The organism is Aromatoleum toluclasticum ATCC 700605 (genome assembly GCF_000378245.1).
GTDB lineage: Bacteria > Pseudomonadota > Gammaproteobacteria > Burkholderiales > Rhodocyclaceae > Aromatoleum > Aromatoleum toluclasticum.
The window spans coordinates 22,553-43,492 of the sequence record NZ_KB899513.1; the positions used below are offsets into that span (position 1 = coordinate 22,553).

At 62.1% G+C, this 20,940-nt stretch carries 19 protein-coding genes; 16 read left to right on the plus strand and 3 right to left on the minus strand.

The annotated features are described in order from the left end of the window. From F464_RS29555 to F464_RS30120, 10 genes are all read left to right on the plus strand, one after another. Positions 1-3,174 (plus strand): efflux RND transporter permease subunit, encoded by a 3,174-nt coding sequence (locus tag F464_RS29555; protein WP_018992655.1) that lies wholly within the window; start codon positions 1-3, stop codon positions 3,172-3,174. Positions 3,175-3,293: 119 nt separating this feature from the next. Next, a complete protein-coding gene (locus tag F464_RS30655) occupies positions 3,294-4,514 on the plus strand; it encodes a TolC family protein (protein ID WP_026296315.1) in 1,221 nt (406 codons plus the stop codon). Further along, positions 4,511-5,080, plus strand: coding sequence for a hypothetical protein (locus F464_RS29560; protein WP_157354173.1), 570 nt, complete (start codon positions 4,511-4,513; stop codon positions 5,078-5,080). Before F464_RS30655 ends, F464_RS29560 begins: the two co-directional genes overlap by 4 nt. Before the next feature lie 23 nt (positions 5,081-5,103). Then, a complete protein-coding gene (locus F464_RS29565) occupies positions 5,104-6,258 on the plus strand; it encodes an efflux RND transporter periplasmic adaptor subunit (RefSeq protein ID WP_051092363.1) in 1,155 nt (384 codons plus the stop codon). A gap of 9 nt (positions 6,259-6,267) precedes the next feature. Then, entirely contained in the window at positions 6,268-9,387 is a 3,120-nt protein-coding gene (locus F464_RS0125300) for an efflux RND transporter permease subunit (protein ID WP_018992659.1), read from the plus strand. A 48-nt stretch (positions 9,388-9,435) separates the two neighbouring features. Then, complete coding sequence (locus F464_RS31780) at positions 9,436-9,816, plus strand: hypothetical protein (RefSeq protein WP_018992660.1); 381 nt, start codon at positions 9,436-9,438, stop codon at positions 9,814-9,816. Between the two features lie 163 nt (positions 9,817-9,979). Then, positions 9,980-10,261, plus strand: a complete 282-nt coding sequence (locus F464_RS31205) for a superantigen-like protein SSL4 (RefSeq protein WP_157354179.1) — start codon at positions 9,980-9,982, stop codon at positions 10,259-10,261. A 198-nt stretch (positions 10,262-10,459) separates the two neighbouring features. Next, the gene (locus F464_RS0125310; protein ID WP_018992661.1) at positions 10,460-10,765 is read left to right on the plus strand and encodes a hypothetical protein; all 306 of its coding nucleotides are present in this window, start codon (positions 10,460-10,462) and stop codon (positions 10,763-10,765) included. Between the two features lie 238 nt (positions 10,766-11,003). Next, on the plus strand, positions 11,004-11,213 hold the full coding sequence (locus F464_RS30115; RefSeq protein WP_018992662.1) for a hypothetical protein: 210 nt from the start codon (positions 11,004-11,006) through the stop codon (positions 11,211-11,213). 151 nt (positions 11,214-11,364) lie between these two features. Next, positions 11,365-11,775, plus strand: a complete 411-nt coding sequence (locus F464_RS30120) for an ABC transporter permease subunit (protein WP_269744920.1) — start codon at positions 11,365-11,367, stop codon at positions 11,773-11,775. Positions 11,776-11,827: 52 nt separating this feature from the next. Here F464_RS30120 and F464_RS0125325 read toward each other — a convergent pair whose 3' ends face one another. From F464_RS0125325 to F464_RS31455, 3 genes are all read right to left on the minus strand, one after another. Further along, the gene (locus F464_RS0125325) at positions 11,828-13,192 is read right to left on the minus strand and encodes a hypothetical protein (protein ID WP_198292343.1); all 1,365 of its coding nucleotides are present in this window, start codon (positions 13,190-13,192) and stop codon (positions 11,828-11,830) included. 154 nt (positions 13,193-13,346) lie between these two features. Continuing rightward, on the minus strand, positions 13,347-13,952 hold the full coding sequence (gene petA / locus F464_RS29575) for a ubiquinol-cytochrome c reductase iron-sulfur subunit (RefSeq protein WP_040395781.1): 606 nt from the start codon (positions 13,950-13,952) through the stop codon (positions 13,347-13,349). 436 nt (positions 13,953-14,388) lie between these two features. After that, complete coding sequence (locus F464_RS31455; protein ID WP_198292344.1) at positions 14,389-14,835, minus strand: hypothetical protein; 447 nt, start codon at positions 14,833-14,835, stop codon at positions 14,389-14,391. Positions 14,836-15,292: 457 nt separating this feature from the next. Between F464_RS31455 and F464_RS0125340 the strand changes: the two genes are divergently transcribed. The 6 genes from F464_RS0125340 to F464_RS29585 all read left to right on the plus strand — a co-directional run bounded on the left by F464_RS0125340 (position 15,293) and on the right by F464_RS29585 (position 20,882). Beyond that, the gene (locus tag F464_RS0125340; RefSeq protein WP_084600599.1) at positions 15,293-17,722 is read left to right on the plus strand and encodes a heavy metal translocating P-type ATPase; all 2,430 of its coding nucleotides are present in this window, start codon (positions 15,293-15,295) and stop codon (positions 17,720-17,722) included. Positions 17,723-17,865: 143 nt separating this feature from the next. After that, positions 17,866-18,708, plus strand: coding sequence for a class I SAM-dependent methyltransferase (locus F464_RS0125345; protein ID WP_198292345.1), 843 nt, complete (start codon positions 17,866-17,868; stop codon positions 18,706-18,708). Continuing rightward, positions 18,705-19,175: a hypothetical protein gene (locus tag F464_RS29580; RefSeq protein WP_040395782.1), complete on the plus strand. Its 471-nt coding sequence runs from the start codon at positions 18,705-18,707 to the stop codon at positions 19,173-19,175. Before F464_RS0125345 ends, F464_RS29580 begins: the two co-directional genes overlap by 4 nt. A gap of 14 nt (positions 19,176-19,189) precedes the next feature. Continuing rightward, complete coding sequence (locus tag F464_RS0125355; protein ID WP_018992670.1) at positions 19,190-19,453, plus strand: DUF2933 domain-containing protein; 264 nt, start codon at positions 19,190-19,192, stop codon at positions 19,451-19,453. After that, on the plus strand, positions 19,450-20,103 hold the full coding sequence (locus F464_RS0125360) for a methyltransferase family protein (protein ID WP_018992671.1): 654 nt from the start codon (positions 19,450-19,452) through the stop codon (positions 20,101-20,103). Before F464_RS0125355 ends, F464_RS0125360 begins: the two co-directional genes overlap by 4 nt. Next, positions 20,103-20,882, plus strand: a complete 780-nt coding sequence (locus F464_RS29585; RefSeq protein WP_084600600.1) for an HD-GYP domain-containing protein — start codon at positions 20,103-20,105, stop codon at positions 20,880-20,882. Before F464_RS0125360 ends, F464_RS29585 begins: the two co-directional genes overlap by 1 nt. Positions 20,883-20,940: the final 58 nt, after the last annotated feature.

Genomic DNA, 20,940 nt, shown 5'->3' on the forward strand with positions numbered 1-20,940 from the left:
ATGCTCGGCCGGCTGATCGACTGGTCTTCCCGCAACATTTTCCTGATTTTGCTCGGGACACTGTTCCTGATTGGTGGCGGGATCTACGCGGTCAAAAATACGCCGCTCGACGCGCTGCCGGATTTGTCGGACGTTCAGGTCATCGTCTTCACCGACTTCCCGGGCCAGGCGCCGCAAGTCGTCGAGGACCAGGTAACTTACCCGCTTACCACCTCGATGCTTGCGGTGCCGCGCGCGAAAGTCGTGCGCGGCTTCTCGATGTTCGGCGCGTCGTATGTCTATGTGATCTTCGAGGACGGCACCGATATCTACTGGGCGCGCTCGCGCGTCCTTGAGTACCTCAGTACCGTTGCCGGCCGGCTACCCGCCGGGGTGGCGCCACAGATCGGCCCGGATGCGACCGGTGTCGGCTGGGTCTATCAGTACGCGATAACCGGCAAGAATTTGTCGCTCGCTGAGACGCGCAGCTTGCAGGACTGGTACGTGCGCTACCAACTGACGAAGGCCGGCGGTGTGTCCGAAGTCGCGAGCATCGGCGGCTTCGTGCGCGAATATCAGGTCACCGTCGATCCCCACCGGCTTGCGACCTTCGGCCTTGCGCTTGACGAGGTCAGCAAGGTGATCCGCGACTCGAACCGCGACGTCGGTGGGCGTGTCATCGAGATGGCTGAAAAAGAATTCATGATCCGCGGTCGCGGTTACCTGCGGGGCGTGCAGGACATCGAGGCGCTCGTTCTGAAGACCGTAGGTGGCACTCCCGTGCGCATCGTCGATGTCGCACGGGTCGAGCTGGTTCCGGCCGAGCGCCGCGGTATCGCCGAGCTCAACGGCGAAGGCGAAGTGGCGTCCGGCATCGTCATGGCGCGATTTGGCCAGAACGCCCTCGATGTGATCGCCAACGTCAAGGCGAAGATCGCTGAGATCACGCCCGGGTTGCCCGAGGGGACCGAGATTGTCCCCGTCTATGATCGCTCGACGCTGATCGAGCGCGCGATCGCGAACCTGAAATGGACGCTGCTCGAGGAAAGCCTGATCGTCGCCGCGGTCTGCGTGATCTTCCTTCTGCATGTGCGCAGTGCGCTCGTTGCCATCATCACACTACCGCTTGGCATCTTGATCGCATTCATCGCGATGCGCTCGCTCAATTTGGGCTCAAATATCATGAGCCTCGGTGGCATCGCGATTGCGATCGGTGCGATGGTTGACGCTGCGATCGTCATGATCGAAAACGCCCACAAACGCATAGAGCACCTCCCCGAGGGAGCGACGCAGACGCAGCGCCGTGAGGCAATTATCCGTGCCTGCAAGGAAGTCGGCCCGGCACTGTTCTTCTCGCTCCTGATCATCACCGTCTCCTTCCTGCCCGTGTTTACGCTCGAAGGCCAGGAAGGCCGTATGTTCTCGCCGCTCGCGTTCACGAAGACCTTCGCGATGGCCGGCGCGGCACTGTTGTCCGTGACGCTCGTGCCGGTGTTGATGCTGTTCTTCGTGCGCGGCCGCATCCTGCCGGAGGCGAAGAATCCGGTGAACCGGGTGCTGATCTGGCTCTATCGTCCGATCATCGCCTGGGTGATGCGCCACAAGGTCCTCACGATCGTGGCCGCACTGGTGACGATGGCGGCAACTGTTTTTCCGGCGCGACAACTCGGCTCGGAGTTCATGCCGACACTCAACGAAGGCACGCTGTTCTACATGCCTGCGGCACTGCCTGGAATGTCGGTGACCGAAGCGGGTCGCCTGCTCGCGACGACGAACCGCATCATCAAGACTTTCCCCGAAGTCGAGTCTGTGTATGGCAAGGCCGGGCGTGCGCTGTCGGCGACCGACCCGGCGCCGCTCGAGATGTTCGAGACGGTCGTCAACCTCAAACCGCAAGCCGAGTGGCGCCCCGGCATGACGACCGACAAGCTGATCGCCGAGATGGACGCCGCGCTGAAATTTCCCGGCGTCGCGAACTCGTGGACGATGCCGATCAAGGCGCGCCTCGACATGCTTTCAACCGGGATCCGGACCCCGATCGGTGTCAAGGTGTTCGGCAAGGATCTGGACACCATCGAGAAGGTTGCGAAAGCGATTGAGGCGGCGGTCAGGAACGTCCCGGGTGCGAGTAGCGCGTACGCCGAGCGCGTTACCGGCGGCTATTACGTCGACATCGTGCCACTGCGCGATCAACTCGCGCGCTACGGCCTGTCGGTCGGGGCCGTGCAGGAAGTTGTCGCAACCGCGCTGGGCGGCGACATGGTGACGACGGCGGTCGAGGGCCTCGAGCGATACAACGTCAGCGTGCGGTATCCGCGCGATCTGCGCGATGACCCGCAACGCATTGCCGCCGAAGTGTATGTGCCGACCATGAGCGGACCGATTCCCCTCGGCCAGCTCGCGGAGATCCGGCTCACGCGCGGTTCGCCTGGCATTCGAACCGAAAATGCGCTGCTGGCTGCCTATGTCTATGTGGACACCCGTGATGCCGACCTTGGTGCGTTCGTCAAACGTGCACAGCAAGCGGTCGCCGAGCAAGTCACATTCCCGCCTGGCTATTACGCCACCTGGAGTGGTCAGTTCGAGTACATGGAGCGAGCGAAGGAGAAGATGAAGATTGTGCTGCCGCTGACAATCGGCCTCATCTTCGTGCTTCTGTATCTCAATTTCCGACGTCTCACTGAAACATTGATCGTGATGCTGTCGGTTCCGTTCGCTCTCATTGGCGGCGTGTGGCTGATGTGGTGGCTAAATTATCAGATCAGTGTGGCGGTCGCGGTTGGGTTCATTGCGCTGGCCGGTGTCGCTGCCGAGACAGGGGTGATCATGCTGATCTATCTCGACCATGCATGGGAGGCGATCAAGGCGAAGCGTGTTGCCGACGGCCAAGAGCCCTCAGTCGTAGACCTCTATGAGGCCATCATGGAGGGCGCCGTCGAGCGTGTGCGGCCAAAGATGATGACTGTCGTTGCCATCATGGCGGGTCTGCTGCCAATCATGTGGAGTAGCGGCACCGGGTCCGAGGTCATGAGCCGCATTGCAGCGCCGATGGTCGGGGGGATGATTTCGTCGACCGTTCTGACCCTCGGCGTGATCCCGGCGCTCTATGCGTTGGTCAAACAGTGGCAACTGAGACGAGGCCGCGAAGTGCGGCCCGCGTCGGACGCCCCAGCCCCCGTCGCCGCGAACATATGAGCAGCAAGAATACACAGGTTACCCGCGCCAGACGGGTAAGCAGCGCCATGCCGTCACTGCATACTGCCGCCCGGACAGTCGCCGAGATATTGTCGATGACTTTTCGGCGGACACGCTCGATGCGCCGCATCGTGCTGCTCGGGCTCGCAGTCTCATGTCCCGCCGCAGCCCAGCAGGCCGCTCTTCACGCGTCAGGAGAGGCCGGTACGCAGAGCATCCGGCACGCTGTCGAAGCGGCATGGCAGCGTAGTGCAGACGGTCGTGCAGCGGCAGCCCGGCGCGACGAAGCGGTTGCTCGGCGCGATGCTGCAACCAGCTGGACGCCCGAACCGCCCACCTTCACGCTGTCTCAGCGCAGTGACCGCCTCCACCGCAATGACGGCCAGCACGAGGTCGAGGCGGAGTTGGAGGTGCCGTTGTGGATGCCCGGGACACGTGCTGCTGCCTCGGCACTTGCAGACGCGCAAGGCGATGAACTGGAAGCGCGTTTGGCGCTGGCCCGACTGAAACTCGCCGGCGAAGTGCGTGAAGCCGTGTGGTCATTGCGGCTTGCGCAAAACGATCTGGACGCGAACCAGCGCCGCGTCGCCGAGGCCGAAGTACTCGCCGCCGATGTGCAGCGTCGGGTCGTGGCCGGCGACCTCGCCCGCATCGATGCCAACAGTGCGCAGGCTGCAGTGCAGCAGGCCCGTGCGGCAATGGCCGAAGCACGGGCCCGCCTGCTGCGCGAGCAGAGGCTCTATTCGGCATTGACGGGCCTTCCCCAACCCCCCGTGGATCGCGAAGCGGATACGGTGGCAGCCGAACTCGACAGTCATCCGGCCCTGATCGCCAGACGCCGTGCTGCAGAACTGGCGCGCGCTCACCTCCACCAAGCCAGCACGGCAACTCGCGACGCACCTGAGCTCATCCTCGGAGTGACCAGCGAACGCGGGGAGTTCGGTGAGCGCTATACGAACACAACCACGGTCGGCATCCGTGTGCCCTTTGGCACCGATGCACGCAATCGCCCGCAGATCAGCGCTGCGAATGCGGAACTCATCGACGCGGAGACGACATTCGCGCTCGAGCGCGAACGCCTCCGCGCAGAACTCGATGCCACCCGCGACGAATTTGATCAGGCTCGTCGCGTCGAGTCCTTTGCCGCCGAGCGTGCTCGCCTTGCGGCAGACAGCCGGCAACTGGTTGCCAAAGCTTTCGAACTCGGCCAAGTGGATCTTCCGACCCGTCTGCGCGCCGAGAACGAATATTTCGATGCTGAACTTGCGCTAAGCCGCGCGCGTAGCGAAGCCGGCCGAGCCGCTTCCCGATTCCAACAAGCCAACGGACTGTTGCCATGAACCCCGATTCACGTTCCATACCATCAGTTGTCCGCCGGCTTCTGCTGCTATTGATGTTTATTATTGCTGCTCCGGCATTTTCTGGGCCAGGGCATGACGGTGGCCACGAGGAGGAGGGGGGGCAGTCTGTCGCGGTGGATTCGGTAGAACCGCGGTTCGAGGCGCACTCCGACCTTTTCGAAGTTGTCGGCATCCTAAATAGTGGTGCATTGGTGCTGTCGCTGGACACTTACGCGACGAACGAGCCTGTCTCGGGCGCGCAGGTCGAACTCGAATCAGGAGCCTACAAGGCCACGGGGGAGTTCGACTCGGATCGGGGGCTCTACCGCTTCGCCGACGTCCCATTCAATGCGACCGGGACCTATCCGGTGACGCTGACCATTACCGCGGGCAACGAGGTGGATTTGCTCGCCGCCGATCTCATCGTGCGCCCGGCCTCGGCTGCGTCCGCGTCCGTCATGAACGGTACGCCTAGTTCGGGCAGCTGGCTGTGGTGGGGTGTGGGGGGGGTAGGTGCCATTGCTGCACTCGCCTTCGGTCTGCGTCGCCGCCGTGCGGTGGCCTGAGAAACGCTCACGGAAACTGATCCATGAAGAAGTCTTCCCACTTGCGGTTGTGCCGCACGCTACCCCCTGTTCGCTCCGCCCTGCTGATTTTCATGCTCGTCAGCGGCGTTTCCGGTACAGCGTTTGGCGACGCCGGACATGACCATGGTAATGAACCGCCTGTTGTCGCCAACCCGAACGCGCCCAAGCGCCTGCCTGACGGTTCCGTTTTCTTGCCCAAGTTGTCGCAGCGTCAACTTGGGGTGCGTACTGTGCTCGCCGAATCGCAATCCCTGCCGCAGACTTGGCAGTGGGTCGGTAAGGTTGTGATGGATCCCAACGCAGGCGGCAAGGTTCAGCCCACGATCGACGGCCGTATCGAGGCCGGCCCAGGTGGTCTGCCGGTGTTAGGCCAGACAGTGCGCAAGGGCGAAGTGCTGGCACGTGTCAGCCCCATTGCGAATCCGATCGAACGAGCCGAACAGAACGCCCAAGCTGCCGAATTGCGTGCGAATTTGGAGATTGCCAAGAAGCAGCTCACCCGCCTGCAGGAATTGGAAGGTAGCGTGCCACGCAAGGAAATCGAGGCGGCACAGGCCGAGGTACGTAGCCTCGGAGAGCGCCTCGCCGCGGTCGCTGGCAGCCTGAGCAACGCCGAGGCCCTCGTCGCCCCCGTCTCGGGCGTCATCGCCACAAGCAGCGTCGTCGCTGGTCAGGTCGTCGAGGCTCGCGAAGTGCTGTTCGAGATCGTCGATCCCGCGCGTTTGCAGGTCGAGGCTATCGCGCACGATGCCGCACAGGCGCAAGGCGTGGCCCATGCCTCGGCCTCCGTGGATGGCGGCCGGACCGCCTTCCCCCTGGCATGGGTGGGTGCCAGCCGCGCGCTGCGCGAACAGAGTCTGCCGGTGCTGTTCCGGACGGTCGAAGGCAAGGCGCCGCCGCTCGCCGTCGGGCAACCGCTGCAGGTCATCGTGCAGACGCGCGAGCAGATCAGCGGCGTCCCCGTCCCCGCTGCCGCACTGGTGAAGAATCCGGCCAACCAGGAGATCGTCTGGGTGCACACCTCGGCCGAACGCTTCGTGCCGCGCACCGTGCGCCACCATCCGCTCGATGGCGCGACCGTCAGCGTCACCGACGGCCTTACCTCTGGCGACCGGGTTGTCGTCCAGGGGGCGCCGCTGGTCAATCAGGTGCGCTGAGGACGATTCATGTTCGATTGGCTTGTCAATCAGTCCCTACGTAACCGCCTGCTGGTGCTCGCGCTTGCCACCGTGATGATGCTCTACGGTGGTCTGACGCTCACCCGCACGCCGGTCGACGTTTTTCCCGATCTCAATCGCCCGCAAGTCACGCTGCAGATCGAGGCCGGCGGCATGGCCCCCGAAGAGGTCGAGCAGCTCATCACGATCCCACTCGAAGTGTCGATGAGCGGCCTGCCGGGTGTGAGTTCCGTACGCTCAGTCTCCTCCGTTGGCCTCGCTTTCGTGTATGTGAGCTTCAACTGGGGCGTCGACGTCTACCGAGCCCGCCAAATCGTCAATGAGCGTTTCACCACCGTTCGCGACCAACTGCCCCAAGGCATCGAACACGCCGCAATGGGGCCGATCAGCTCGATCATGGGCGAGATCCTGTTGATCGCGATTCCGATCGACCCCGCGAAGATCGACCCGATGGCTACGCGCGAGTACGCCGATTTCGTGCTACGCCCGCGCCTGCTGTCGGTCCCCGGCGTCGCCCAGGTGATCCCGATTGGCGGTGAAGTGCGTCAGTACCAAGTGCAGCCGGACACTGCACGCATGGCTGCGCTGGGTGTTACGGTGGATGACATCGCTGGCGCACTGAAGGGCTTCTCGGCGAATACCAGCGGAGGCTTCCTCGAACTCAATGCACGCGAATACCTCATCCGTCACATCGGCCACACAACGCGCCTTGCGGACCTCGAGCGTCTGCCGGTCGCGTCCCGCGACGGGCGCAGCATCCTGCTCAAGCAAGTCGCGTCGGTTACTTTCGCTCCGGCGATCAAGCGTGGCGACGCGGGTTTCAATGGCGAGCCGGCAGTAATCCTCTCGGTCCAGAAGCAGCCCGACGCCGACACCGTGAAGCTCACGCGGGAGATCGAATCGGCGCTTGGCGAGCTGAAGAAATCCCTGCCTGCGGGCATGGAAGAACCGCGCGTGACCTTCCGGCAGGCGAATTTCATTGAGTCATCAATCGGAAACCTCAAGGGCAAGCTTATTGCTGCGTCGACAATCGTTGCAGTGGTGCTCTACCTCTTCCTCGCCAACCTGCGTACAACGCTGATCTCGCTCGTTGCAATTCCGGCGTCGATTCTGACGACCGTGTTGGTGTTCCGCTACTTCGGCATGTCGATCAACACGATGACGCTGGGCGGCCTGGCGATCGCGATCGGCGAACTGGTCGACGACGCCGTCGTCGGTGTCGAAAACGTCCTGCGGCGCTTAAAACAGGAACGTCAGCGCGGCGCCGAGGGCCATTCGCGCCTAAGTCCGCTGGAAGTGATTGGAAAGGCAACGCTGGAGGTGCGCTCCGCAATCGTCTACGCGACCTTCATCATCGTGCTGGTATTCGTGCCCCTTTTCGCGCTGCCAGGTATCGAGGGGCGGCTTTTCCTGCCCCTTGGCGTTGCATACATCACCTCGATTCTCGCCTCGATGTTGGTATCCGTAACGCTGACCCCCGTGATGGCCTTTTACCTGCTGCCGCGTATGAAGAGCCTCGGGCACGGCGACCCCAAGCTCGTTCAGTGGCTCAAGGCGCGTTACGCGGCTACCCTCGCCTGGTGCTTCGAGCACGCCCGCATGCTGCTCGCCGCCGCGGCCGTTGCAATTGCTGCCGCGCTGGCACTGGTGCCGTTCTTCCCGACGACCTTCCTGCCGCCCTTCAATGAAGGCACCGTGCTCGTCGGTCTGCGTCTGAACCCCGGGACCACGCTCACCGAGTCAGTGCGCATTGCGCAGCAGGCGGAAATGCTGATTCGCGAGGTGCCCGAAGTGGTACACGTCGGGCGCCGCTCGGGCCGCGCCGAGATGGATGAGCATGCCGAAGGCGTGCATTCCTCGGAACTGGATATCCAGCTTCGCCCAAGCGAACGACCGCTCGACGCGGTGTATGCTGACATCCGTGCGCGGCTGGTGAGTCTGCCGGCGGCGATCGGCATCGGCCAGCCGATCAGCCACCGCATCGATCACCTGCTCTCCGGGGTGCGCGCACAGATCGCGATCAAGATCTTTGGTGATGACCTCGACACCCTGCGCGCCCAAGCCGACGCACTGCGTGGTCGCCTCGCCGGCATCTCGGGTCTGGCCGACCTCGAGATCGAAAAACAGGTGCTCACGCCGCAGATCAAGGTGCGCGTCGATTTCGACGCGGCCGAAACCTACGGCCTGCCGCCCTCGAAACTGCTCGAGGAATTGAAGATGCTGGTCGATGGCGAGCGCATCACCCAGGTCATCGAAGGTAACCGCCGCTTCAACCTGGTGCTGCGCCTGCCCGACGCCGCGCGCTCGGTCGACGGCCTCGCCAACGTCCTCATCGACACGCCGAGCGGTCGCGTTCCGCTCTCGAAACTTGCGCGCATCGACGACTCCGATGGTCCGAATCAGATCAGCCGCGACGACGGCAAGCGTCGCATCGTTCTCTCCGCTAACGCATCGCAGCGCCCGCTCTCGGACGTTATCGCCGATATCCGAACGGTAATCGCTGATACGCCGTTACCGGAAGGCTACTTCATCGACTTGGGCGGCCAGTTCGAGGCGCAGGAGGAGTCCAGCCGCCTGATCGGCCTGCTGTCGCTGGTGTCAGCTGCGATGGTTTTCCTCGTGCTCTACAGCCGCTACAAGAGCACCGCGCTCGCGCTGATGATCATGGCCAATATCCCGCTCGCGCTAGTCGGCTCGGTGATTGGCCTGTGGCTTTCCGGCCAGCCGCTGTCGGTCGCGGCGCTGATCGGCTTCATTACGCTCGCGGGTATCTCCACGCGCAACGGCATCCTCAAGGTCAGTCATTACATCAACCTGTGCGCCTTTGAGGAAGAAAAATTCGATCAGAAGATGCTGATCCGCGGTTCGCTCGAGCGCCTGACCCCGGTGCTCATGACCGCGCTGGTCGCTGCCTTCGCGCTCGCGCCGCTGCTCTTCGAGGCCGAGCAACCGGGCACCGAAATCCTGCACCCGGTCGCGGTCGTGATCTTTTCGGGTCTGATCAGCTCAACGCTCCTCGATACCTTCCTCACGCCAGCGATTGTTTGGCTCTTCGGGCGCACGCCAATTGAACGGCTGGTCGAAGATTCTGGCAAAGACGCCTTCTGACCCTCATCCTCTCTAGCCTCGCTCACACCCAATCTCAAGGAGACATACGTGAAAGCACTAAAAACCCTTGTCGCTGTCACGGCCATTCTCAGCGCCTCGGCTGTGTTCGCCGGAGCCGGTCATGACCTGACGCCGAAGCACGGCGGCGTCGCCGCCGAAGCTGGTGGTGTGGTCTTTGAACTCGTCGCCACATCTGACGCGCTTACCCTACATGTCGATGACCACGGCCAGAAAATCGACACCGCAGGTGCCTCCGGGAAGGTCACGTTACTCGCCGGTGCGGACAAGAAGGAGGCAATTCTGAGCCCGGCCGGCGATAACAAGCTCGAAGCAAAGGGGGCTTACAAACTGGCTTCCGGGACCAAGGCGGTCGCAGTGGTTACGCTGCCTGGCAAATCGCCTGCGACGGCAAGGTTCGCGATTAAGTGAGCAGGATTGCGTGCGAAGCAGGCTGAATTAATAACGCATATGTAATCCGCTCGCCATGTTCATGACAGGTGGCGGCGGGTAGTCTGTGTTCTCGAAACCGGCGTGGCAGGAGCGCGGTAGACGCCTCATGTCACAGGATTGACTTGTCCCTCAGGGGGGTGGCATGACCTTCAAGACTTTATTGTTCTCCAGCTTACTTGCTGCTACCGCAACGATGGCCATTGGTGCAGAGCATTCCGTGGATCCGCAGCCCAACGTTGCGGCTGAACAGACGAAAAGCGAAAGCGTCGAGAACCAGGCTCCGCAACCGAAGACGCGGCATGACCATGCAGCTGAGCGACTGGGGGTTACAGCCAATACGCCGGCAGATCCAGTGTCCGACAAGTCCACAACGCCACGAAGCCAACAGACGAAGCAGCACGATCATATGCGTGATATGAAGTAGGGTGTGCCCCCAATCAATTTGCACGGGACGTCATTACCCAGAGGGGGCAGTTGACGAGTGCAACGCACCCCGAACACTCGAACACTGAAGCGTCACACTGCACTTGGCCCTCACTTTGCCTGTGACTGCCTAGACGATCAGGTTGAGGACGGCGGCGCGTTGAGTCTTCATGACGTTAAATAGCGATAGGAGGACAAAGTGAACGACAAGGATTTGCAAGCGCATACGAATCACTTGCGGGAAACCTACCAGGCACAGCTCGATCTGTCGCGCTCCTGTTGTGATCTTGGTTTGAAATGCTGCAAGGGATTCGCTGACTTGAGCACGGATGCCACGAATGGTGCGCTTGCTCTCGCGGAAGCCGGTCGTGAATTATTCCTTGACAACGGCCTGTCGAAATACATTGCGGAGAGCAGCGGAATCGGCATGTCTCTGTGGTCCGCTTGGTGGTCAACTGGAGTAGAAATCCAAAAGGGCATCATTAACAGCCTGTCGAAGCAGTAAGTGAGGGCGTGAGACGCGATCACGTTTAAGGCGCGGCATCTCGAAAGTGAGGCGCGACTAGAAAACGTGCCGCGTCACAGTCACCTATGCTTGCAGCGCAACCGTTTTCCGACCGAGCCCCGGCGTGGTGGCCACGTGGGCCTGCGCAGCGAATTCAGTCGGGCTTGTCGACTTCCACCTCACGTAGCCGAAGTGCATGGGTGGTGGGGGTGTCGGATTCGAACTCCGGAACGCGATCATGTATGTGCTCGAGGGCGACAAGAGCGCGGCCTCGCGCGAGTTGTTGAGCCGGTTCACCGCGCCTTATTACCTGCTGCACGGCACGGACGGAAAACTCGGAACTGGCATCCGGCTCCTAGACTGCGGCGATATGATGATCACGATGGACGTTCCAACCGACTTCGAGAAGTCGCTGCTGCGCGGCAAGCCGGCCGCCGTACATCCATAGGCGGATACTGCGGATACCACCAATTCGTCGCTCGTCCTGCTTTCTGCGGCCTATGCAGTGCATATAACAGGCCAGTTCGGAACGGCACTCGCGCTCGCTTGTCTGGGCGCGGGGACCCTTGAGACGCTGCCGGTCATTCGTGAGGAGCAGTGTGCCTGGTTCAACCCGAATCAAAACTCTGGTTTTTCCCATCGCCGAACTGCTGATGATGGCGATGCTTCTGCTGTCGTGCGGGACGGTTGCGCGCGAGAAGGAACGCGGGACCATCGAGCAGCTGCTGCTGGTTTCGCCGCTCACGCCGCTGCAGATCCTGGTGCCCAAGGTGCTCGCGATGACGCTCGTCGTTCTGGCCGGGTCGATGATGAGCGTCTTCGCCGTCCTCGGGCCCGTCTTTCACGTGCTGATCAAGGGTAGCCTGACGCTGTTCTTTGCGCTGACGGCGTTGTCCGGCTTCACGTCGTCGCGACTGGAGCACTTCATCGCCACCGTGCCTCGGACCCTGCTTCTGGGCGGGGCGGTATTCTGCGTCGGCGTCTGGCGCATCCGGCGGCAATTCGAGTAGGGGGCTGCGCAAGTTGGTCGAAATGCTTCATCGCCCCCCCACCTTGTCTCAATCAGAAAATGAACCAGACGTAGCCGAAGAGCAGGTTGTTGTCCGATGCGTCGCGGCCGAAGCCGTTGTAGTTGTTGCGGGCACCGTTGAAGCGCGAGTACGCGGTGTATCGCAGCCCGAGCTTCAGGTTCTGTGTGTCCTTGAGCGGCAGGTAGTTGAGTTCCGCGATCCAGCCGCGGTTGTCAGGACTGCCGCTCGCGCTGCCCATGGCGCTCGGGCCGTCGGCCATGCCGTACTTCAGCATGTCGCGGTCGCCCTGCGTGTCGAAGTAGCCCACGCCGAGACCGACGCGGCGCTGCCAGTAGTAATGAACATTGGCCTTGAAGGTCCGCAGCTTGTCGGATGCGTTGGAGGCCATGCCCATCGGGAAGCTTGCGTCCCAATCGCGCGTCTCGCGCATCCACGTGGCGTCGGCGGTGAACGTGTGAACGGCGCCAATATACTGGTACTGGGCTTCCAGGGCCACGTCGCGAAAGCGATCGGTCGGGCCGCTTGGCTCATCTTCATCAGGGAAGATGTTCACAATGATTCCCTTGATGCCGGCGGCAAAGCTCTGATTGCCCATTTCACGGTTGAACATCAGATGCCAGTATGGGGCATGGCCGTCGACCACCGTTTCGGTCGGCACGCCCGCGCTGAATGGACGCAGCACCCCCTTCCTGGCCGTGCGATAGACGCCAATTTCGCCGTACAGGATGTTGTCCCAGAAGCCATACAGCCCCAGCCCGGCCGCTTGGCCGGCGAGGGCCATGTCGAGCGCCGGTGCGACCTCCGGCATGATTCCGGCGTCCTCGAGATGAGGGAAAGACCACATCGGGGCGCTGTTCCAGACGTCCTGTACGCCGGGTGAGTTGTTGAGCGTCACGCCGAAGAGCAGCTCCTTGTTCCTCAGCATTGTGCTGCTCGCATAGCGGATATCGGCCATCTCGATCGCCCAGCGCCGCTCGATACCGTCGTAGCCGTACTGGACGAAGGCTCCGGTCGAGTCGGTGATCTTGCCGGCGTAGTAGACCGCCGCCGTCTGCAGGATCGTCTCGCCGGCGCGTGGGAAGTCCTCCGACGGATCGGACGCGCGGGAGTCGCGGATCGAGCTGTGCGAGCCAATCAGCGAGCCCGACAGCGGCAGGTTGAACGGGAAATTGTTGTCGTCGAGCTGGTTACCCAGGCTGTAGCCGCGCAGCTTGAACTGCCGACCGAACGCCGTAAGCTCGGGGAAGACAGTATGGCACGACGCGCATGGCTGTCCAGTCTGGCGCCCGAAGCTCGGCACCGCCTGTGCCGGGGCGCTCAACAGCAGGAACAACAGCGCCGCGGCTGCCGCCTGCATCATGGCCTGAATAAGGCTTGCGGTTCTTGACTTGTTCACGATTCCCCCTCTTTTTCTTGCGAGTAGTGAGCGGTATTGCTCGGGCCAGCGGATTCGATTACGACACCCCCTCGGTGCGATCGCCCGTGTTGATGCCCTGCCTCCCGTGCCAAGGATGGGCGAGCGCGCCCATCGATCCCATGTGTGTCTGCGGTCATGCGCCCGAATCGTCTTGGCCGATCAGCAATCGCGTATCGGACAGGTACTTGTGCTTCGGGATGACCAAGTTCGATGGGGCCGGCACATGCTTGAAGACCCGGCCCGCGAGATCGAACTTGGAGCCGTGGCAAGGACAGTAATACCCGCCGGGCCAGGGCTGACCGAGGTCTCGCGGCGATAATTCCGGGCGGAAGGTTGGAACGCAGCCCAGGTGCGTACAAAGGCCGATGGCGACGAAAACGTCGGGCTTGATCGAGCGCGTCGCGTTCTGGCAATAGGGTGGCTGTTGCAGCCGCTGCGAGGCGGGGTCGAGCAATAACTCATAGATACGTTCGAGCCCTTCGATCATGTCGGGCGTGCGCCGCAAAATCCATATCGGCTGGCCGCGCCATTCGACGGTGGTCATCTCGCCGTCGCCAAGTTTCGCGATGTTCGCTTCCACGGGCGCGCCGAGGGCCCGCGCTCGGTCGCTCGGCGTCAGACTGACGATGAATGGAACCGCACCCGCCGCCACCGCGGCACCTCCCGCTGCCGAAGTGGCGACCAGTAAGCGGCGGCGCTGTGGGTCGGGGGGCGTGTCAGTGTCGTGCTCTGATCGCATCGTCTCATCTCCCGTGCACTACGCAGCGAACCACTCTACGGTTGGCTGTTCGCGAAACATGCCCACCTGCCAAGCGAAGCTGTCGTTCTTGCGCGTGGGCAAAGGCCGTCCTGAACGGACTCTTCTATGTGACTACATCATGAAACGGTCGAGCTGACGGTGGAGTGACGACAAGGTTACGTTTCCGTCAGCTCCGCGCCATCAATTACACAAGCTTGCGAAAATGTCCGCGGCATGTACGGTTGGAATGGCTGAATTACAACTAGCATATAGAAGCAGTCGTAAGCACGACAAAGGCGGGTAGAACACCGCCGCAATCAAAGACCAGGACGCGAAGACCAATGTGCCGCGATTTCCCCTCCACGCCGTATGCACATGCGATGGAGTGATGCACATGCGGCCATGCGTTATCTCTCAAATGGCAGTGAGGCGCCCGCTACTCCTCGTGAACGAGGACTGCCTTGATTGCGGGGTCGATCGGCCCAACGTCGTGCCATTTTCCGCTGGTGTCGTGCGTCGCGGGCTTGTTGCACATGCCATGGTCGCAATCGACGATCCAGCGCTTCTGAAGCACGCGGGAGCAGAAGCGGTAGTTCACCGCGCCGGGGGGTAAGCCGACGGCAGCGGCGAGCAGACGGCAGACGCAAAGGTGACCGTGGGTCACTGACGATTTTGATTCCATCGAACACCTCTTATCGGTACTTTTTTCCGACGCACCACAGCCAGTCACGAAGTTTGCGAAGCGCGTTTCGGCGGATGCGGATTTCTTCTCACGCCAGCGCAGGTCTTGGAGTTGCTCGCTGCAATTGACCCTTTGCTCGTCCTCGCCGGCGGGTGGCGGGCGGTAGAATCTGGATAATCCACTCGGGAAATCGACATTCATATGGCAAGCGATTTTTAGGCTTGCCGCACCGCGCTTCGGCCAACGCGGGAAACAGTCATGCAACGGCTCAAATTGTAGGAGTCGGATCTTAACGCGGCAATGAAGACAGCATTACATCGCAGTTATCTAATTGTAATTTGCGACACTGATCCACGCGCAACGGTGCATTAGCGTCTGAAGGCCTCGTCGTTCGCGAACCAAAGCGCGGCTTCTCCGCGCTGTATGGTTGCAGGATTACAGAGTTGTAATTGAAGCGTCATGCGCGGGACAGCATGGGCGGGGTAAGCTACAACTCCATCGGATCCAGGGGCGATGGCAATGATCCGACAGGGAGTTTGTAGCCGGCTCGATGGTTCGTCGTGGTGGACTGCAGTGCAGTCAAGACGTCACTCGCTGTACCAAACCGGTTGCGTTCGTTCAGAACAGTCTGGAGTCTGATCGATCAACATTGCGATGCATGGCCGGCTACGCGCTGTGCGCGCCCACCGCGTCGGACGCGCCGTGCCCCACCAGGGAGAATGCCGCCTTGCGACACGATCATCCCCCCCCAAAAGCCTTGGCCTTGCACGATCATTACGATTCCGATAATCCGCGCGATGACGTAGCGACCAAGGATCCAGTGTGCGGCATGACCGTCAAACCGGATTCTCCACATCATGCGAGCCACAATGGTCACGTCTATCACTTCTGCAGCGCAAAGTGTCACGACAAATTCAAGGTGGAGCCGGAGCGTTATCTGAAACCGGCACCGGCATTGCACGTTAGAGCGACGCCGGACGTCGCGGCAGACACTGAATACACCTGCCCGATGCACCCCGAAATCCGCCAGATGGGCCCTGGCACATGCCCGAAATGCGGTATGACGCTCGAACCGGTGCTTCCCGGCGAAGACGAGGGCGACAATCCGGAGCTGACGGAATTTCGCCACCGCTTCTGGTGGACGCTGCCGCTGACAGTCATCGTGACTGCGATCGCGATGTCGGGCGGCATGTTCGATCCGCTGCTCGGACCGGCGCGGCCGTGGGTCGAAATGGCGCTCGCGACGCCGGTCGTGCTTTGGTCCGGCTGGCCGTTCTTCGTTCGTGGCGTGCAGTCGATCCGCAACCGCAGCCCGAACATGTGGACCCTGATCGGCCTCGGAACCGGCGCCGCTTACGTCTATAGCGTGATCGCAACCGTCGCACCCGACGTGTTTCCGCCGTCGTTCCGGATCGGAGAACACGTCGCGGTGTATTTCGAAGCTGCTGCGGTGATCATCTCGCTGACGCTACTCGGCCAGGTCCTCGAACTTAAGGCCCGTTCGGAGACCGGCGCGGCGATTAAGGCGCTGCTCGGGCTCGCGCCGAAGACGGCGCGCCGGATCCGCGAAGACGGCAGCGAGGAGGACATCCCCCTGACCCACGTCCATCCGGGCGACCGCTTGCGCGTGCGTCCAGGCGAGAAGGTGCCGGTCGACGGTGCTGTCGAGGAAGGGGCGAGCGCGGTCGACGAGTCGATGCTGACCGGCGAACCGATCCCGGTGACGAAGCGGCCCGGTGACAAGCTGATCGGCGCGACGCTCAACGCCAGCGGCGCGCTCGTCATGGTCGCGGAGAAGATCGGCTCGCAGACCGTGCTGTCGCAGATCGTGCAGATGGTCGCCCAGGCGCAGCGCTCGCGCGCGCCGATGCAGCGGATGGCCGACCGCGTCGCGGGCTGGTTCGTCGTCGGCGTCGTCGCGATCGCGCTGCTGACGCTGTTCGTCTGGGGCCTCTTCGGGCCGCAGCCGAGTTGGGCGTACGGGCTCATCAACGCGGTCGCCGTGCTGATCATCGCCTGCCCGTGCGCGCTCGGGCTCGCGACACCAATGTCGGTGATGGTCGCGACCGGCAAGGCCGCGACGCACGGCGTGCTGTTCCGCGATGCCGCCGCGATCGAATCGATGCGCCAGGTCGATACGCTGATCGTCGACAAGACCGGCACTCTGACCGAAGGCAAACCCGCGTTCCATGGCGTCGCCGCGGCGCCTGGCTGGACCGAGGCCGAAGTCCTGCGCGTCGCCGCGAGCCTCGACCAGGGCAGCGAACACCCGCTCGCGCATGCAATCGTCGCCGAGGCGAAAAAGCGCGCCCTCGGCCTTAGCACCGCAGGCACCTTTGAATCCTCGTCCGGCATCGGCGTGCGCGGCACGGTCGGCGGACAGCCCGTCGCGCTCGGCAATACCGCGCTGATGAAAGACGAAGGCGTTGACTGGCGGCCGCTCGAGGCACGGGCCGAGGCGTTGCGGCAGGAAGGCGCAAGCGTGATGTTCCTCGCGGTCGCGGGCAGGATCGCCGGACTGCTCGCCGTCTCCGACCCAATCAAGGCGTCGACGGCCGAAGCGCTCGAAGGGCTGCGCGCGACCGGCCTGCGCATCATCATGGCGACCGGCGACGGCCTCACGACCGCGCGCGCGATCGGCCGACAGCTAGGCATCGACGAGTTGCACGGCGAGGTCAAGCCGAAGGACAAGGACGACCTCGTCGCGAAGCTGCAGGCCGAAGGCCGCATCGTCGCGATGGCGGGCGACGGCATCAACGATGCGCCCGCGCTCGCGCGCGCGAATGTCGGCATCGCGATGGGCACCGGCACCGACGTCGCGATGAACAGCGCGCACCTTACGCTCGTCAAGGGCGACCTGCGCGGCATCGCCACCGCGCGCGCGCTGTCCGTAGCAACGGTGCGCAACATGCACCAGAACCTCACGTTCGCGTTCCTGTATAACGCGCTCGGCGTGCCCATCGCGGCTGGCGTGCTATACCCGTTCCTGGGTCTCCTGTTGTCGCCGCTCATCGCGGCGCTGGCGATGAGTCTCAGTTCGGCCTCCGTGGTCGGGAATGCACTAAGACTTCGCACCACAACACTCTGACGCGTTGGCATAGAACGCTTAACAGGGGGTAGGGAAACGATGTCCTCGCATATAACGCGGTCAACATCCCGAGACGTGCTCGTCCCCTAAAAAGTATTCTCGCCCTAGCCAAAGCAGCGCTGTCCTCGCTATCGGAGATTGCCATGAGCCGACGATCAATCGACAACTGGATGTGGATCTGTCCTGCCTTGGCGATCGGTGTGGCAGCAGTCGTCTTGTCGCTGTGGGGACTCACGTGGCCGAGTGCGACGCTTGTTGCCGTTCTGCTCGCCTGTCCGGGAGTGCTGGTTTGGGGCGGCCTGCAGTTGCGCCAGTCAGGCGCCTTTCCCCTTGGCCCGCCCCCCCGCACGGCGGGAATGACTATGGGCTGGGCCGCACCGATCTACGACTGGTACTTCCCCAAACTCGGCCTCGGCAAGGCCTTTCGGATGGAGACGCTGCGCCATGCCGCACTACAGGCAGGCGAGCACGTGCTGGAAGTCGGCTGCGGCACGGGCGTTCTGACCCGGCTCGCCGCAGAAGCGATCGGGGCGTCGGGCGAGGCAATCGGCATTGACGCGGCACCGGCCATGATCGTCGTCGCCCGTGAGAATGCCGCCCGCGCAGGTAGTCGTGCGAGCTTCCAGCTTGCGGCCATCGAAACGCTGCCATTTCCCGACGCCACCTTCGACGTGGTGCTGGCGAGCGCGATGTTGCATCACCTGCCGCCGGAAGCGAAGGAAGCCGGGCTCAAGAGCGTGCGCCGCGTCCTGAAGCCCTCGGGACGTCTTGTCATTGCCGACCTCGACCGGCCGGCGAACCCGCTGTGGTGGTGGCTGCTCTGGCCCTTGTTGGCCATGCCAATGACCGCCGGAAACCTGCGCGGCGAGATTCCCGCTTTTCTGCAGCGAAACGGGTTCGGCTCTGTCCAAATGCAGGGGCGTTGGATGCAGTTGCTGGCTTTCTGGGTGGCACGTTCAGGCTCAACGCAAGGAGAAGGATCATGAAAAAAGAGTACCCACTATTGATTCGGTGCTGGATGGCTGCGCTCGTCATGCTGGTCACGTCGGCGTTCGCCCATGCGGTCGAATTGGGGCAACACATGACGGTGCAAGGGATCGAAGTCTATTACGGGCTCATGCCGGCACAGGTGGCAGGCAAGCATCCGGCACCTCATGAAGAACGCGCCATGCATGGCGGAGTTCCAAGCAAGAAGGATGCATACCATCTGGTCGTCGCGCTCATCGATACGGCTGGGCAACGCATCACCGAGGCCGACGTGCGGGCAAGCGTCGCTGAACTAGGCATGGCGGGTACGCACAAGCGGCTTGAGCCCATGCACATCGACGACGCGCTGAGCTTCGGCGCTTACTTCATCCTGTCCGGTGATGGACCATACCGAATCGCCATCGAGGTTCGACGGCCCGGGATAGCACAGCCGATCGAAGCACTTTTCGAATACCGCCGACGCTAACCGAGAGCTATGACATGTCAGAGCAACATGATAGGGAACAGCCGGTCCACAGACGCGGGGGGGCTGACTCACGGGTGAAATGGGTATTCTTCGGCTTTCTCGCGCTGGCCGCGTTTTTTCTCTTCACTGAACACCGCGCTCATCTCCTCGGCATCTTGCCGTGGCTTTTCCTGTTGGCCTGTCCGTTGATGCACATCTTCATGCACGGCGGACACGGTGGGCATGGTGGGCACAATCGGGGGGACACACAGAATAAAACGGAAGGAGATGAGAAATGACCGACACCCCTTCCTACGGCCTATGGTCGCTGGTCATCATCAACTCAATCTTTTTCATCGCGTTTGCGTTCAGCTTCGCAAGGCCCCGCAGTACGCGCGATTGGCGTTCGCTCGGCGCTTACTCCGCCTTCATCGTCGCCTTGTTCACGGAGATGTACGGGTTTCCGCTCACAATCTACGTGCTGTCCGGTTGGCTATCCTCGCGCTTTCCGGGTGTTGATTTCCTCGCTCATGATTCGGGCCACCTGCTCGAAGTCATGTTCGGTTGGCGATCTAACCCGCATTTTGGCCCGTTTCATCTCCTTAGCACGGCGTTCATCGTCGGCGGTTTCTGGTTGCTTTCAAAAGCTTGGCCGGTGCTCTATCGCGCACAGCGTGAGCATCGCGTGGCGGACACCGGTCCCTATGCAAGAATTCGGCATCCTCAGTATGTTGCCTTCGTCCTCGTGATGTTTGGATTCCTGTTGCAGTGGCCCACATTGATCACGTTGGCGCTATTTCCCGTGTTGCTTATCGTGTACGCGCGCCTGGCGCACCAAGAAGAACGTGACGTACTCGTTGAATTTGGCGAAGCCTACGTGCAGTACCGGGAACGCACGCCGGCATTCATCCCAGTCCTGGGGCGGCAACCGCCCGATGCAACCGAGTGATGGGGGCGTCGTTACATGGGAGGCACACATTGGAGCTTCGACCTACCTTTGCAGGGACGTGTCATTGCTGCGGTACCCGTGTCGTTTCTCGTACGCCGTGGAAATCAAGCCAGCAGACTTGTGAGCGCTGTTTTCTCGAAGAGTTGTCCCGCGGGTGCTCACGCTGTGGTGAACTGAACGCTGCGTTTGCAGAAGCGCTCGCAGATGCTCTTGATCTGCGTGAGCATGAGACTGGCTTGCATTCCCGGCGTGTTGCGTGCCACACGGTTGTCCTGGCTAAGCGCATTTTTCCTAACGATGAACAGCGATTGGCCCAGATATACTGGGGTGCTCTTCTGCATGACTTGGGCAAAATCGGAGTGCCGGATGGTGTTTTATTGAAGGTAGGGCCGCTCACGGAAGGCGAATGGACCATCATGCGTCGGCATCCGGATGATGGCCATCGGTTAGTTGGCCGACTGGCCGGCATGGAAGAGGCGGCCGATATCGTGCGCAGTCATGAAGAAAGGTTCGATGGCGGCGGGTATCCGCGTGGCCTGCGGGGTGAGGATATTCCCTTCGGTGCGAGGCTATTTGCCGTTGTCGACACCCTTGATGCCATGACGTCAGACCGGCCGTACCGTCAGGGGCTCACATTTGATGCGGCGAAGGCGGAGATACTCCACATGTCCGGCAGCCAATTCGACCCTGTTGCGGTGAATGCACTACTCGCCGAGGAGGCCGTACTGCGTCAGATGGTGGACATGAAATGCGTGTCTGAACCCACTAAATCACCCTAGAAGTCCTAAAGTGCGATTTGATCCAGTTACGAATGTGTAATATCCGCGTCATGCTCTC

What these genes read in the sequence shown, in the direction of transcription:
- F464_RS29555 (WP_018992655.1), top strand. Translation starts at nt 1, where the DNA reads ATGCTCGGCCGGCTGATCGACTGGTCTTCCCGCAACATTTTCCTGATT.
- F464_RS30655 (WP_026296315.1), top strand. Translation starts at nt 3,294, where the DNA reads ATGCGCCGCATCGTGCTGCTCGGGCTCGCAGTCTCATGTCCCGCCGCA.
- F464_RS29560 (WP_157354173.1), top strand. Translation starts at nt 4,511, where the DNA reads ATGAACCCCGATTCACGTTCCATACCATCAGTTGTCCGCCGGCTTCTG.
- F464_RS29565 (WP_051092363.1), top strand. Translation starts at nt 5,104, where the DNA reads ATGAAGAAGTCTTCCCACTTGCGGTTGTGCCGCACGCTACCCCCTGTT.
- F464_RS0125300 (WP_018992659.1), top strand. Translation starts at nt 6,268, where the DNA reads ATGTTCGATTGGCTTGTCAATCAGTCCCTACGTAACCGCCTGCTGGTG.
- F464_RS31205 (WP_157354179.1), top strand. Translation starts at nt 9,980, where the DNA reads ATGACCTTCAAGACTTTATTGTTCTCCAGCTTACTTGCTGCTACCGCA.
- F464_RS30115 (WP_018992662.1), top strand. Translation starts at nt 11,004, where the DNA reads ATGTATGTGCTCGAGGGCGACAAGAGCGCGGCCTCGCGCGAGTTGTTG.
- petA (WP_040395781.1), bottom strand. Translation starts at nt 13,952, where the DNA reads ATGCGATCAGAGCACGACACTGACACGCCCCCCGACCCACAGCGCCGC.
- F464_RS31455 (WP_198292344.1), bottom strand. Translation starts at nt 14,835, where the DNA reads ATGAATGTCGATTTCCCGAGTGGATTATCCAGATTCTACCGCCCGCCA.
- F464_RS0125340 (WP_084600599.1), top strand. Translation starts at nt 15,293, where the DNA reads ATGGCCGGCTACGCGCTGTGCGCGCCCACCGCGTCGGACGCGCCGTGC.
- F464_RS0125345 (WP_198292345.1), top strand. Translation starts at nt 17,866, where the DNA reads ATGAGCCGACGATCAATCGACAACTGGATGTGGATCTGTCCTGCCTTG.
- F464_RS29580 (WP_040395782.1), top strand. Translation starts at nt 18,705, where the DNA reads ATGAAAAAAGAGTACCCACTATTGATTCGGTGCTGGATGGCTGCGCTC.
- F464_RS0125355 (WP_018992670.1), top strand. Translation starts at nt 19,190, where the DNA reads ATGTCAGAGCAACATGATAGGGAACAGCCGGTCCACAGACGCGGGGGG.
- F464_RS0125360 (WP_018992671.1), top strand. Translation starts at nt 19,450, where the DNA reads ATGACCGACACCCCTTCCTACGGCCTATGGTCGCTGGTCATCATCAAC.
- F464_RS29585 (WP_084600600.1), top strand. Translation starts at nt 20,103, where the DNA reads ATGGGGGCGTCGTTACATGGGAGGCACACATTGGAGCTTCGACCTACC.